17 protein-coding genes are annotated in these 12,358 nt (G+C 71.6%); 12 read left to right on the forward strand and 5 right to left on the reverse strand.

Features of this window, described 5'->3' with window-relative positions:
* Positions 1-71: 71 nt before the first annotated feature.
* Both OG488_RS11510 and OG488_RS11515 read left to right on the forward strand, forming a co-directional pair.
* Entirely contained in the window at positions 72-920 is an 849-nt protein-coding gene (locus OG488_RS11510; protein ID WP_329228436.1) for a helix-turn-helix domain-containing protein, read from the forward strand.
* On the forward strand, positions 880-1,146 hold the full coding sequence (locus tag OG488_RS11515) for a DUF397 domain-containing protein (RefSeq protein ID WP_329228438.1): 267 nt from the start codon (positions 880-882) through the stop codon (positions 1,144-1,146). The genes OG488_RS11510 and OG488_RS11515 overlap by 41 nt, the downstream gene beginning before the upstream one ends.
* A 20-nt stretch (positions 1,147-1,166) precedes the next feature.
* Here OG488_RS11515 and OG488_RS11520 read toward each other — a convergent pair whose 3' ends face one another.
* Positions 1,167-2,309, reverse strand: coding sequence for a HEAT repeat domain-containing protein (locus OG488_RS11520; RefSeq protein WP_329228439.1), 1,143 nt, complete (start codon positions 2,307-2,309; stop codon positions 1,167-1,169).
* Positions 2,310-2,482: 173 nt separating this feature from the next.
* Between OG488_RS11520 and OG488_RS11525 the strand changes: the two genes are divergently transcribed.
* From OG488_RS11525 to OG488_RS11545, 5 genes are all read left to right on the forward strand, one after another.
* Entirely contained in the window at positions 2,483-3,052 is a 570-nt protein-coding gene (locus tag OG488_RS11525; protein WP_329228441.1) for a hypothetical protein, read from the forward strand.
* Between the two features lie 73 nt (positions 3,053-3,125).
* Positions 3,126-3,647, forward strand: coding sequence for a hypothetical protein (locus tag OG488_RS11530; protein ID WP_329228443.1), 522 nt, complete (start codon positions 3,126-3,128; stop codon positions 3,645-3,647).
* A 58-nt stretch (positions 3,648-3,705) separates the two neighbouring features.
* Positions 3,706-4,107: a hypothetical protein gene (locus tag OG488_RS11535; RefSeq protein ID WP_329228445.1), complete on the forward strand. Its 402-nt coding sequence runs from the start codon at positions 3,706-3,708 to the stop codon at positions 4,105-4,107.
* A 408-nt stretch (positions 4,108-4,515) separates the two neighbouring features.
* Entirely contained in the window at positions 4,516-5,160 is a 645-nt protein-coding gene (locus OG488_RS11540) for a DUF4232 domain-containing protein (protein ID WP_329228447.1), read from the forward strand.
* Between the two features lie 101 nt (positions 5,161-5,261).
* Positions 5,262-5,408, forward strand: a complete 147-nt coding sequence (locus OG488_RS11545; RefSeq protein ID WP_329228448.1) for a hypothetical protein — start codon at positions 5,262-5,264, stop codon at positions 5,406-5,408.
* Positions 5,409-5,429: 21 nt separating this feature from the next.
* On the opposite strand, the gene OG488_RS11550 is transcribed toward OG488_RS11545, so the two are convergent.
* A complete protein-coding gene (locus OG488_RS11550; protein WP_329228450.1) occupies positions 5,430-6,104 on the reverse strand; it encodes a permease prefix domain 1-containing protein in 675 nt (224 codons plus the stop codon).
* The gene (locus OG488_RS11555; protein ID WP_329228452.1) at positions 6,101-6,442 is read right to left on the reverse strand and encodes a PadR family transcriptional regulator; all 342 of its coding nucleotides are present in this window, start codon (positions 6,440-6,442) and stop codon (positions 6,101-6,103) included. Before OG488_RS11555 ends, OG488_RS11550 begins: the two co-directional genes overlap by 4 nt.
* A 94-nt stretch (positions 6,443-6,536) precedes the next feature.
* Between OG488_RS11555 and OG488_RS11560 the strand changes: the two genes are divergently transcribed.
* Positions 6,537-7,010: a DUF2269 family protein gene (locus tag OG488_RS11560; RefSeq protein WP_329228453.1), complete on the forward strand. Its 474-nt coding sequence runs from the start codon at positions 6,537-6,539 to the stop codon at positions 7,008-7,010.
* 7 nt (positions 7,011-7,017) lie between these two features.
* Here OG488_RS11560 and OG488_RS11565 read toward each other — a convergent pair whose 3' ends face one another.
* Complete coding sequence (locus OG488_RS11565) at positions 7,018-7,860, reverse strand: endonuclease/exonuclease/phosphatase family protein (RefSeq protein ID WP_329228454.1); 843 nt, start codon at positions 7,858-7,860, stop codon at positions 7,018-7,020.
* 117 nt (positions 7,861-7,977) lie between these two features.
* A complete protein-coding gene (locus tag OG488_RS11570) occupies positions 7,978-8,646 on the reverse strand; it encodes a pirin family protein (RefSeq protein WP_403911722.1) in 669 nt (222 codons plus the stop codon).
* Between the two features lie 81 nt (positions 8,647-8,727).
* Between OG488_RS11570 and OG488_RS11575 the strand changes: the two genes are divergently transcribed.
* The 4 genes from OG488_RS11575 (at position 8,728) to OG488_RS11590 (ending at position 12,288) form a co-directional block, all read left to right on the forward strand.
* Positions 8,728-9,927, forward strand: a complete 1,200-nt coding sequence (locus OG488_RS11575; RefSeq protein ID WP_329228458.1) for a PucR family transcriptional regulator — start codon at positions 8,728-8,730, stop codon at positions 9,925-9,927.
* An 89-nt stretch (positions 9,928-10,016) separates the two neighbouring features.
* The gene (locus tag OG488_RS11580; protein ID WP_329228459.1) at positions 10,017-10,931 is read left to right on the forward strand and encodes an ACP S-malonyltransferase; all 915 of its coding nucleotides are present in this window, start codon (positions 10,017-10,019) and stop codon (positions 10,929-10,931) included.
* A gap of 13 nt (positions 10,932-10,944) precedes the next feature.
* On the forward strand, positions 10,945-11,976 hold the full coding sequence (locus tag OG488_RS11585) for a ketoacyl-ACP synthase III (RefSeq protein WP_329228461.1): 1,032 nt from the start codon (positions 10,945-10,947) through the stop codon (positions 11,974-11,976).
* 63 nt (positions 11,977-12,039) lie between these two features.
* Positions 12,040-12,288: an acyl carrier protein gene (locus OG488_RS11590; RefSeq protein WP_014045780.1), complete on the forward strand. Its 249-nt coding sequence runs from the start codon at positions 12,040-12,042 to the stop codon at positions 12,286-12,288.
* The last annotated feature ends 70 nt before the right edge of the window (positions 12,289-12,358 follow it).

Raw genomic sequence — 12,358 nt, forward strand, 5'->3', positions numbered from 1 at the left:
CAGCGTCCTGATTACTCTCGGCTACGACCTGAAACGAACGCCGCCAGGCGTTGAAGCGAGAGGCCCCCGCCGTGGCCCATGTGCAGTCGCTCGACCCAAGCGCTTCCCCGCTGGACTACTACGGCTGGGAGCTACGCCGCCAACGGGAGGCCCACGGCCTGCGGCAGGCCCAGCTCGGCGAGATCATCTTCTGCACGGGCTCGCTGATCGGCCAGATCGAGACGACGCGGAAGGTGCCGACCCGCGACTTCTCGGAGCGCCTGGACGCCGCGCTCGGCACGGACGGGGTGTTCTCGCGACTGATCGGCCTGGTCCTGCGGAGCCAACTACCCACGTGGTTCCAGCCGTACGCGGAGATGGAGGCGCGGGCGACGTACATCTCCACGTACCAGGCGCAGTTGGTGTACGGGCTGCTCCAGACGGAGGAGTACGCGCGGGCGGTGCTGGCCACCGGCATGCCCGACGATCTGGACGGCTTGGTCGCGGCCCGGATGGAGCGCCAGCGCATCCTGGAGCGGGAACAGCCGCCGTTGGCCTGGGCGATCCTGGACGAGGCGGTGCTGCACCGGCCGATCGGCGGTGCCGAGGTCATGCGAAACCAACTCGCGCGGCTGTTGGAGTTCGCCTCCCACCGCTGGATGCGGATTCAGGTGCTGCCGTTCTCCGCAGGTGAACACTCAAGCTTGGACGGAGCGTTCAACCTTCTGCGCTTCGACGGCGACCCGGACATCATCTACACGGAAGACCTCATCTCGGGACACATGACCGCCAACCCTGAGACCATCAGGGAGGCCATGCGCCGTTACGCTCACTTGCAGGCCGCAGCCCTCTCCGTCGAGGCATCCGCGGCACTGATCGCCCGTGTGATGGAGGAGCGTTATGGCAACCGGCCGGACCTTGAAGAGTGCGCCGTGGCGTAAGTCCAGCTACAGCGGAAGCACCGGCGGCGACTGCGTCGAGTGCACCGTCGCCGGCGGCGCGGCCTGGCGAAAGTCCTCGTACAGCGGCACCAACGGCGGCGAATGCGTCGAGGTCGCCGACGGCTGCTCCGCCTCCGTCCCCGTCCGCGACAGCAAGAACCCGGCCGGCCCCGTGCTCGTCCTGGGCGCCGACGCCTGGCAGGCGTTCGTGGACGGGCTGCGCTGACGGACTGTCCGGCCCCTCGGTCACCCTGACGTGCGGCGCAGGGCGTCGAGGAGCGGGCCGCCTTCCGCGACCATGCGGTGCAGGACCGGGACGGGGATCGCGGGGTTACGCACGGTGGACATCGCGCTGTCCAGATCGAGCAGGAGATCCACCAACGCGTCCGGCGGCATGACCGGGTTCGCCCGGGCACGCAGATGCACACCCTGGTCGGAGTCGGCGGCCAGGGCGACCGCGGCCTCGGGTGTGAGCCGGGGGTCCTCGGCGGCGGCCCTGCGCACGATCGGGTCGGGGTCGCGGCTGAACTGCTCGACGAGCGAGGCGGTGGAGGCCGGGTCGTCGAGCGCGAGAGCCCGCAGGCGGGGGTTCGGGTCTGCCGCGAGGCGCAGTAGCCCGTCACGCGGGAAGTTGGGGTGGCGACGGGGCCGGTCGGGGAACGAGAGGCTCGGATCCCACCATCCCGCCACCTCCAGGAGCATCTCCGGCGGGGCGTCGTCGCAGGACTCGGCGAGGAAGAGACGCACCACGCGGTCCTCGTCTCGGGCGAGGACCGCGACGACGTCCGCGGGCAGCCGGGGCGCCCGCGCGACACTGCGGCGGACCAGCAGCTTGGGGGAGTTCGCGAGCTGACGCATGGCGTCGGCGTTCGTGTGCAGCGCGCCGATCCACCACAGCGCCATCGTCAGGCCCTCCGGCTCGATGTCGGGGACTTCGGCGGCCATCGCGGCGATCTCGGCCGCCGTCGTCGGGGGCGTGGCGTCGAGGTGCGGTGCGGACCCGACGCCCCGGCCACCGCACGACAGCCGCGCGAACATCAGCCGGTCCTCCGCGTCCCTCGTCAGCACCTCACGCAGATCCGGCTCCGGCGAGGCGGCGATGAGCCTCTCCCACTGGTCCGGGACGAGCCGGCGGATCTCCGCGACACCGCCGCGGACACGGCGTGACGGATGGACGAGCGCGGCGTCGACGACCCCTTCCGGCAGGTCGTCGCGGTGCAGGAAGCCGGTCAGGTCGAGGTCGAGGAGCCCGACGAGGAGGTCATGGGGGGCCGCACGGTTGAAGCCGATCCATTCGAGCCACGTGACGACGACTCGTCGGTCGATCCCGGTGGCCGGACTCAGCCTGTCCCAGGCGGTGCCGTGCGCGGCGGGCTGCGGTTCTGTCATCAGCGGCTCTGTCACCGGCCGAAGACTAGGGTCCGCAGGCGACGTTGCGCGAGCCCCGGCCGGTCGGCACGGGACAGCACCGCGGATGCGCCCGTCCCCTACGGGCCGTATCCCGGGTCGGGTGAGGGGCGCCCCCGATAGGCCGGAGACCGGCGGACTGTGACGCTGCCGGTATGACCTTACGACTCATGAGCGGGCGACGCGGCCCCGCCTTCGTCGCCCCGCTCCTGCTCGCCGTGTACGGCCTCCTGCGACTGGTCGACGGGCTGGACGGGGATCACGGCCCCGGGCTCGCCTGGAACCTCGGACACACCCTGTTCTTCGTCGGCTTCGTGCTCTTCGGCGTGGTGACGTTCGGACTGCGGGCTCTCGTCCCCGGCACCACCCTGCGCGGGCGGATCGTGGCGAACGCGGCCACGGCAGTCAGCCTGTTCGGCATCGCCTGCTTCCTCTGGGTGATCCTCGGCGACCTGTTCGCAGAGATGGCCGCCGCGGCCCCGTTGCCCGAACCGCTGGAGATGGCCGGACCACTCGCCTTCCAGCTGGGCTGGCTCACGCTGCTGGTCATGCTGGTGACCGCCACACCGCGCCTGCTGCCGACGTGGAGTCCCCTGCTGGTCCTCGTGGGCTTCGCCCTCTTCGCCGTCGATCTTGACCTGCTGCCTGTCGGCGCACTGCTCCTGATGGCCGGGCTCGCTCCGGTGGCCCGCCTGTCCTCCGCGTCGCCGAGGACAGCCGTGTGAGGACACGCCGCGACCCACCACAGGCCGGGCCCGTCGCGATGTACCGGAGGCGTCACCTGGATACCGTGCAGGGATGACCGGTCCCGTGCTGCCCCTCCTCTTCCTCGACGTCGACGGTCCGCTCCTCCCGTTCGGTGCGACCCCGCAGCAACTGCCGGGCGGCTATCGGGTCTACGGGACGGTGCACGGCCCGCAGGCCGGCGGGAATCCGCTGACCGCCAGGATCGACCCCGACCACGGGCGCCGGCTGAGCGAGCTGCCGTGTGAGCTGGTGTGGGCGACGACGTGGATGTCCGAAGCGAACGACTGCCTCTCACCCTGGCTCGGACTGCCTCAACTTCCCCTGGTGGACTGGCCGGATCCGGCCCCCGAGGACGAACCGAGAGGGCTGCACTGGAAGACCCCCGGACTCGTGGAGTGGGCCGCCGGGCGTCCGTTCGCCTGGGTCGACGACGAGATCACCGATGTCGACCGTGCGTGGGTGGAGGCGCACCACCCAGGGCCTGCCCTCCTCCATCGCGTCGAGGCCTGGCGGGGCCTCACCGGCGCGGACTTCGCCGCCCTGGACGCCTGGCTGCGGCGCCCTGCGGGCTGATCCGCCGGTCCACGCCCGGCAGATCCCTCGCGATCGGGCTCCGATAGATTCGGCCATTATGCGATCACGTGAGTACGACCAGGATTTCCGGGACCGGGCAGGGAAGACACGCGGCTGGGGATTGGTCCTGCTGTCCCTGGCCGCACTCCTGTGGGCCTGGTGCGCCGTGCTGCTGCTCATGCCGTACGAGGTGGACGAGGTGCCCGACGACGACTACCCCGCGGAATGCGAAGCGCGGCTGTTCACCGATCGCGGCACCGCCAACGAGGGTGTCCGGAACGGGGATCACTGCGCGGACGAGCGGGACTGGCCGGAGGCCATAGCCGTGCTCGGTGTCTCCCTGCCGGTGTCGATCACCGGCGTGGGGCTCTTCACCATCGGCACCGTGACCCGCCGGATGAGCGCCCACAGCCAGGCGATCCGCGAACTGGACAAGCTGGCGGAGAAGTCGAAGGGCTGACGCGCGCGGGGGCGGAAGCGGTGTGCTGCGGGTGAAGAGAATGTGCCGCCGCCGATCTTCAAGAGGCGGCAGGTCACGGCCCTGTCCCAGCCGACGCGGGCCCAGGAGGTCCACGCCGGACGGCGCGGGAACCGGTGGATCCCACGAGCAGCGGCGGGCGGCGATGCCCCCTTCCCGGGGCGTCCGGGCCCCATTTCCCGGGCCCGACGGGCCGTACGGGTCCGAGGCGTTCCGCCTCGGACCGGTGGCCCGCTCCCTGTCGCGGCGCCCTCACACCCCCACACTCGCGTGTAACAGGCATGTATGAGGGAACGGTCGAGCGGAACGTCCCCCGGGCGAATGCGGGTCTTGGTGATCAGTAACGCTCGCCACGGCGGGCAGACCGCACCGACCGCGAAGGAACACACCATGCGCGCCAAGAAGCTCACCCTGACCGCCCTGGCCCTCGCCGCGGGTCTCTCACTCACCGCGTGCCAGGGCAACGAGGACTCCGCAGCGGGCACGAGCGACTCCGGGGCCGCTTCGTCGTCGGCGTCGTCATCGTCGGACTCGACCGCGACCTCCGGCGACGGCGGCACGTCCGACGAGACCCCCACGGCGGCCGGCGGCGACTCCACCGCCTCGGAGTCCGCCCAGGGCAGCGGCAACGGGCGGATCACCACCGGCGCCTGCAAGACGTCGAACCTCGCCTTCGACACCGCTCACGGGATGGGAGAGGGAACCCTTCTGGTCAGCCTCAGGAACACCGGCGACGCCTGCACCCTCAAGGGCTTCCCCGGGGTCGACCTGAGGTCCCAGGACGCCTCCGGCCCGCTGAGCGCCAAGCGCAGCGGGCTCGACGCCCCGGTCGTCGATCTCGGCAACGGCGAGACCACCCGGTTCACCCTGCACTACCCGGCGGCCGAGGGCACGGGCGCGTACGTCAGCGCCATCGAGGTCACCCCGCCCAACGAGACCCACTCCAAGGCCCTGTCGGTCTCCCTCCGCCTCCAGATCTCCGACGGCGCCGACCAGGAGGTCGTGGTCGACCCCGTCGGCACCGGCAAGCAGTAACCGCACCCTCGCGCCGCCGAGCGCCCCGGACAACCCGGCGGGAACAGAACGCGTCTTCACGAGCGAAGCAGGCCACGGGTTCGGAGACGAGGGGGCAGACCATGGAAGAGATCGCGGGCTCCGCGGTTGCGCGGGTCATCAAGGGCGTCGGCTGGATCGCGTTCCATGTGGCCGACGCGGTGGGCGACCTGCTCGCCACCCGCACTCCGCGGAACAAGCGGAGCAAGCGCTCCGGCAGGGGCGCATGACCCTGCCCTCGTGCCCCCGGCCTACACGAAGGTCAGGCGGGCACAACGGCGGCTCGCACGGGCCGAGGACGCCACGACGGCGTGCGAGGCCGCCGAGAGGGCACCGGCCAGGGCGAGCAGCGGCCAGTCCGCGGTGAGCGCCGCCGCCACGGCGAGCGCGGGCGTCGCGACCGCCATGGCGACGCTGGTCGTGGTGCCTGCCCAGGCGACCACCGAGGGAAGCCGGTGCGGCACGGGCAGCCGTCGGGCGAGTACGCCGGTGGCGGCCAGCGCGACCGCGGCGAGCAGCGCGGCGACGATCGCGGCGCCGGCCAGGCACACCGCCACCGACTGGGCCGTACGCGGAAGTTGCCAGGTGGCGCCCTGGAGACCGGACGTCCGGGCCAGGTACCAGCAGGCGATCAGGAACGGCGCGGTGAGGGTGACCACCCTGGCCGTGTGCCGGGCCTGGGCGATGGTCAGTTCGCGCTGGCAGGCCGGCGCGATCTCCTCGACGGTGCCGAACTCCCGCACCGCGGTGAGGGCGGCCTGCCCGTAGGGCATTCCCGCGCCGACATGGGCCTCGGCCGTGTCCGCCAGGCCGTCGCGCAACTCCTCGATCATGCGGGCCTTGGCCCCGCCGGGCCCGTGCAGTACGGCCGTCAGGGCGGCCTCGTAGTCCGCGACGGGATCGGCCTGCCCGCCCGCGCCGGTCACGTGGTCAGCCCGGGCGGGGTGGAGGGGTTGAGGACGGAGCCGATCGCCGTGGTGAATTCGTCCCACGCCGTCCGCTCCCCCGCGAGGGTGCGCCGCCCCTCCTCGGTGAGCTCGTAGCAGCGCCGGCGCCGTTCACCGGCGGACTCCCAGCTGCTGCTCAGCAGCCCGACCCGCTCCAGGCGGTTCAGGGCCGGATAGATCGTGCCCGTACGCAGCTCCAGCACGCCGCCGCTGCGGCGCTGCACGGCGGCGATGATCGCGTACCCGTGCAGCGGGCCCGGCTCCAGCACGGCCAGCAGCAGTCCGTCGAGGTGCCCTCGCACCGCATCCGCCTTCATGAGTAGGCAGCCTACCCAAAGAAGCTGTAGGCAGTGTATGTATTGGCAGCCAACATATGTGCGTGTTCCGTGTTCCGAGCAGGAGGCACCCGCAGTGACCAAGCTGCTGCTATCCATCCATGTCCTCGCGGCGATCGTGGCCGTCGGGTCGATCACCGTCGCCGCCTCGATGTTCCCGCGCTACGCGCTGCGGGCACGGGCCGGCACGGAGGGGGACGGCCGGTCCGCCGGGGTCGCCGCGCTCCTGCACCGCGTCTGCTACGGCTACGCGCTCGGGGGCATCGTCGTGCCCGTGTTCGGGATCGCGACCGGCGCGGCGCTGGGCGTGCTCACCGACGCCTGGCTGATCGTCTCGCTCGTGCTGACCATGATCGCCGCTGCGATCCTCGGCTTCGCCATCCTCCCCGGGCAGCGGCGGCTGCTCGCGGAAGGAGGGGAAGCGCCCACCGAGGAGGAGGCGCGCCCCACGGCGAGCCGGCTGACGATGCTCACCGGCGTCTTCAACCTCATATGGGCCGCGGTCGTCGTCCTGATGATCGTCCGCCCCGGCTCCACGACGGGGGCCTGAGCGGGGGTCACGGCCCGACGAGAACCTTGCTGAGCAGCGGCAGGTGGTCGGAGGCGGCCGGGTCGGACCCCACGACGCGGGTGACGAGCGGGGTCGCCCCGCCCGTCGTGTAGACGACGTCGATCCGCGCGGTGGGGGCCTCGGAGGGGTGGGTCGCGCCGTCGCCGCGCGGATGCGGCGACCTGGCCCACGCGTCGGTGTACGCCTTCTGCAGCGGCTGCGACTCCGGCGCGCCCGGCAGGGCGTTGAAGTCGCCGACCAGGATGCCGGGCTTCCTCGCCCCGATCAGGTCCACGACCTGAGCGGTCTGCCGGAGGCGGTCGGTCTGCGAACCGGCGGAGAGGTGGGTGTCGTAGAACTCCACCTTCCTGCCGTGGACGTCGATCGTGGCGTGCAGCAGGCCGCGCTGCTCCTGCCCCGGCGACGCGAACAGCCAGGTGTTGTCCGACGCGGTGATCGGGTAGCGGGAGAGGATCGCGGTGCCGTACTGCACGCGGTGCTCGCCCCCGGCCGGCGGGGCGTTGTCGATGTTCGCGCCGAACACCACGTGGTAGCCGAGCGCTTCGGCCAGCTCGGCGGACTGGTCGGCCCACTCGCTGCGTGCCGAGTAGTGGTTGTCGACCTCCTGGAGGCCCACGACGTCGGCGCCGCTCCCGCGGACCACGCGGGCGATCCGCTCGACGTCCAGCACGCCGTCGGTTCCCTGGGCGTGGTGGATGTTGAAGGACATCACGTCGAGCACACGGGCGCCGGGGCGGGACCCGCCGTCGGCGGCCGAGGCCGGTGCGGCGGAACCGGCCGTGGCGAACGCGACGGCAGCGGCGAGGACGGGCAGGGTCCTGCGGAACATGAGGGCCTCCAGGCGCGGGATGGCGGGCGGCCCCGATCATGGCCGGGCCCACTGGCGCCCTCATGGCCGCGAGATGAAGATCCGCCCCCTGCCGGATGCAGGGAAGAGGCCGCCCCCTCACACCGCGGCGAGCTCCCACACCAGCGCCTCGGCGTCCTCCAGTGCCTCGGCCTCCAGTCCGCGGGACTCCGTGATCCGCGCGGAGTCGCCCGCCGCCAGCTCCTCGCCGCCGATGGCCACCCGGCCCCGCACGACGTGGACGTAGACGCCCGCCGCGTCCGGCACGGCCGTGCGCTCCCCCGCGGACACCCGGCGCACATGGAGCATCGCGCCGGCCTCGGGGAGGGCGTACGGGGTGGAGTCGGCGATCCCGGCGACGTGCGTGTAGGAGGGCTCCCCGCCGGGCCGCAGAGGGGCCAGCCACATCTGAATGAACGTCAGCGGGCGCTCCGCGTCGTTGCGCTCGACATGCCGGACCCCGGCGGCCGAGCTGAGGTGCTGGACGTCACCGGCCCGTACGACGGTGGCGTGCGAGGCGGAGTCGCGGTGGGTCAGCTCGCCCTCCACCACCCAGGTGACGATCTCGGTGTGGCTGTGCGGATGCTCGTCGAAGCCGGCGCCCGGGGCGAGACGCTCCTCGTTGCAGGCCAGGATCGGCCCGAAGCGGAGATTGTCCGGGTCGTAGAACCGCCCGAAGGAGAAGGCGTGCAGCGTCTCGATGCCCGCGGAATCACCCGTGGCCGGGTCTCCGCCGCGGAAGCGGTCCCCGGAGCGGCGTACGTCCATCACGGCACCACGGTATCCCCGTGGGGCGACCTTCCGCCCCGGCCCTCCGGACACCTGTCCCGATAAGGCAGTCTTGTGTGCGTGCCCCGACCCGATCCTGAGCAGCCCGCCACGCATGACGCCCATCTGCACGCCGCGACCCTGAAACGGCTGGAGCAGTCCTCCGGAAGGCTGGCCGCCAACGCCATCGCCCGCATGGACGAGACGCTGCCGTGGTACCGGGCGATGCCACCGGAGAACCGGTCCTGGATCGGCCTGGTCGCCCAGGCCGGTATCGCCGCGTTCACCGAGTGGTTCCGGCACCCGGAGACGCCGCAGGCGATCTCGACCGACGTGTTCGGCACGGCCCCGCGCGAGCTGACCAGGGCGATCACCCTGCGGCAGACCGTCGAGATGGTGCGGACCACGATCGAGGTCATGGAGACCGCGATCGAGGAGGTCGCGGCGCCCGGCGACGAGTCGGTGCTCCGCGAGGCACTGCTCGTCTACGCGCGCGAGATCGCCTTCGCGACCGCCCAGGTGTACGCCCAGGCCGCCGAGGCCCGGGGCGCGTGGGACGCCCGGCTGGAGTCCCTCGTGGTGAACGCGGTGCTCTCCGGCGAGGCCGACGAGGGCGCCGTCTCCCGGGCCGCCGCCCTCGGCTGGAACTCCCCCGAGCACGTGTGCGTCGTCCTCGGCACGGCACCCGACGGGGACAGCGAGCTCACCGTGGAGGCGATCCGGCGGGCGGCGCGGCATGCCAAGCTCCAGGTCCTGACCGGAGTCCTCGGACACCGCCTGGTGGTGATCGCGGGCGGCAGCGACAACCCGTTGAACGTGGCGAAGTCGCTGATCGGCCCCTATGCGGCGGGTCCCGTCGTCGCCGGCCCCGTGGTGCCCGACCTGCTCGCGGCCACCCGCTCCGCACAGGCCGCGGCCGCCGGTCTCAAGGCCTGCTCGGCGTGGCAGGACGCTCCGAGGCCCGTCCTGTCGGACGATCTCCTTCCTGAGCGTGCGATGGCGGGGGACCCCGCCGCGCGCGATCAGTTGGTGGAGGAGATCTACAGACCGCTGGAAGAAGCGGGCTCGGCACTTCTGGAGACTCTGAGTGTGTACCTGGAACAGGCGAGCAGTCTGGAGGGCGCGGCACGGATGCTGTTCGTGCACCCCAATACCGTGCGCTACCGGCTGCGACGTGTGACCGACGTCACCGGGTGGTCACCCTCCGACGTCCGGTCCGCGTTCACTCTGCGGATCGCCCTCATCCTGGGGCGCTTGGCCGACGGGGACACTCAGTCCTAGACTTTTGTCGAACTTCAACAATTCCCCTGACGGTTCTTCGTCCCTGTCCCCACGGGCGTCCGGGGCCGTCCACAAGAGAGAGTGTGAGGGTGCTCGTACTCGTCGCTCCCGGCCAAGGCGCTCAGACGCCCGGCTTCCTGACTCCCTGGCTCGAACTCCCCGGTGCCGCCGACCGCATCGCGGGATGGTCCGACGCCATCGGGCTCGACCTTGCCCACTACGGCACGAAGGCCGACGCGGACGAGATCCGCGACACGGCGGTGGCCCAGCCTCTGCTGGTCGCCGCGGGCCTGCTCTCCGCCGCCGCGCTGGACGCCTCGCCCGGTGTCGTCGCCGGGCACAGCGTCGGTGAGATCACCGCCGCCGCGCTCGCCGGCGTCATCGACGACGAGGCCGCGCTCCGCTTCGTCCGCACCCGGGGGCTCGGCATGGCCGAGGCCGCCGCGGTGACCGAGACGGGCATGGCGGCGCTCCTCGGCGGGGACCCGGACGTCACGGTCCCGCACCTGGAGAAGCTGGGGCTCACCCCGGCCAACGTCAACGGCGGCGGGCAGATCGTCGCCGCCGGCACCGCGGCCCAGATCGCCGCGCTGGCCGAGGACAAGCCCGAGGGCGTGCGCCGCGTGGTGCCGCTCAAGGTCGCCGGCGCGTTCCACACGCACCACATGGCTCCGGCCGTGGACAAGCTGCGCGAGGCGGCCACCACCCTGAAGGTCGCCGACCCGAAGGTGACGTACGTGTCGAACGCCGACGGGAAGACGGTCACCGAGGGCGCCGAGGTCATCGCGCGCCTCGTCGGGCAGGTCGCCAACCCCGTCCGCTGGGACCTGTGCATGGAGACCTTCGCCGCGCTCGGTGTGACGGCCCTCATCGAGGCCGCCCCCGGTGGCACCCTGGTCGGGCTCGCCAAGCGCGCGCTGCCCGGCGTGCAGACCCTCGCGCTCAAGACCCCCGACGACCTCGACGCGGCCCGCGCGCTCATCTCCGAGCACGCAGGCGCCTAAGGAGCCCGAGAGCATGTCGAAGATCAAGCCCAGCAAGGGCGCCCCGTACGCACGGATCATGGGTGTGGGCGGCTACCGCCCGACCCGTGTCGTGCCGAACGAGGTGATCCTCGAGACGATCGACTCGTCCGACGAGTGGATCCGCTCCCGCTCCGGTATCGCCACCCGCCACTGGGCCTCCGACGAGGAGACCGTGTCGATGATGTCCGTGGAGGCCTCGGGCAAGGCGATCGCGGACGCCGGGATCACTCCCGCGCAGATCGGCGGAGTCATCGTCTCCACCGTCTCGCACTTCAAGCAGACCCCCGCCGTCGCGACCGACATCGCGCACAGGATCGGCGCGGGCAAGCCCGCCGCCTTCGACATCTCCGCCGGCTGCGCGGGCTTCGGCTACGGCCTCACGCTCGCCAAGGGCATGATCGTCGAGGGCTCCGCCGAGTACGTGCTCGTCATCGGCGTCGAGCGCCTCAGCGACCTCACCGACCTGGAGGACCGCGCGACGGCCTTCCTCTTCGGTGACGGTGCGGGCGCGGTCGTCGTCGGCCCGTCCCAGGAGCCGGCCATCGGCCCCACGGTCTGGGGCTCCGAGGGCGACAAGTCCGAGACGATCAAGCAGACCGTCGCGTGGAACGACTTCCACATCGGCGACGTCTCGAACCTCCCGCTGAACGAGCGGGGCGAGGTCAAGTTCCCCGCCATCACGCAGGAGGGCCAGGCGGTCTTCCGCTGGGCCGTCTTCGAGATGGCGAAGGTCGCCCAGCAGGCGCTGGAGGCCGCCGGGATCTCCTCGGAAGACCTGGATGTCTTCATTCCGCACCAGGCCAACATGCGGATCATCGACTCGATGGTGAAGACGCTCAAGCTGCCGGAGCACGTCACGGTCGCCCGTGACGTGGAAACCACCGGCAACACGTCGGCCGCCTCGATTCCGCTCGCTATGGAGCGGCTTCTGGCGACCGGTCAGGCCAAGAGCGGCGACACGGCGCTCATCATCGGCTTCGGGGCGGGTCTCGTCTACGCCGCGTCGGTCGTTACCCTCCCCTAGGCACACCGGACCTTTCGGTCCGCTCGCCCGAACCCTGCAGAAACACATCGAAGGAGCGCCAACATGGCCGCCACTCAGGAAGAGATCGTCACCGGTCTCGCCGAGATCGTCAACGAGATCGCCGGTATCCCGGTCGAGGACGTCCAGCTGGACAAGTCCTTCACCGACGACCTGGACGTCGACTCGCTGTCCATGGTCGAGGTCGTCGTCGCCGCCGAAGAGCGCTTCGACGTCAAGATCCCCGACGAGGACGTCAAGAACCTCAAGACGGTCGGCGACGCCGCCGACTACATCCTGAAGCACCAGGGCTGATCCCAGCCCGTCCCGTGTGTCGCCACCCGGCGGTGGCGCCGCTGATTCACGACCCTCTACACGTGGAGAA

Origin of the sequence: Streptomyces sp. NBC_01460 (assembly GCF_036227405.1) — a bacterium.
GTDB lineage: Bacteria > Actinomycetota > Actinomycetes > Streptomycetales > Streptomycetaceae > Streptomyces.

What these genes read in the sequence shown, in the direction of transcription:
- OG488_RS11525 (WP_329228441.1), top strand. Translation starts at nt 2,483, where the DNA reads ATGACCTTACGACTCATGAGCGGGCGACGCGGCCCCGCCTTCGTCGCC.
- OG488_RS11570 (WP_403911722.1), bottom strand. Translation starts at nt 8,646, where the DNA reads ATGGACGTACGCCGCTCCGGGGACCGCTTCCGCGGCGGAGACCCGGCC.
- OG488_RS11520 (WP_329228439.1), bottom strand. Translation starts at nt 2,309, where the DNA reads ATGACAGAACCGCAGCCCGCCGCGCACGGCACCGCCTGGGACAGGCTG.
- OG488_RS11590 (WP_014045780.1), top strand. Translation starts at nt 12,040, where the DNA reads ATGGCCGCCACTCAGGAAGAGATCGTCACCGGTCTCGCCGAGATCGTC.
- OG488_RS11515 (WP_329228438.1), top strand. Translation starts at nt 880, where the DNA reads ATGGCAACCGGCCGGACCTTGAAGAGTGCGCCGTGGCGTAAGTCCAGC.
- OG488_RS11535 (WP_329228445.1), top strand. Translation starts at nt 3,706, where the DNA reads ATGCGATCACGTGAGTACGACCAGGATTTCCGGGACCGGGCAGGGAAG.
- OG488_RS11555 (WP_329228452.1), bottom strand. Translation starts at nt 6,442, where the DNA reads ATGAAGGCGGATGCGGTGCGAGGGCACCTCGACGGACTGCTGCTGGCC.
- OG488_RS11565 (WP_329228454.1), bottom strand. Translation starts at nt 7,860, where the DNA reads ATGTTCCGCAGGACCCTGCCCGTCCTCGCCGCTGCCGTCGCGTTCGCC.
- OG488_RS11530 (WP_329228443.1), top strand. Translation starts at nt 3,126, where the DNA reads ATGACCGGTCCCGTGCTGCCCCTCCTCTTCCTCGACGTCGACGGTCCG.
- OG488_RS11585 (WP_329228461.1), top strand. Translation starts at nt 10,945, where the DNA reads ATGTCGAAGATCAAGCCCAGCAAGGGCGCCCCGTACGCACGGATCATG.
- OG488_RS11540 (WP_329228447.1), top strand. Translation starts at nt 4,516, where the DNA reads ATGCGCGCCAAGAAGCTCACCCTGACCGCCCTGGCCCTCGCCGCGGGT.
- OG488_RS11545 (WP_329228448.1), top strand. Translation starts at nt 5,262, where the DNA reads ATGGAAGAGATCGCGGGCTCCGCGGTTGCGCGGGTCATCAAGGGCGTC.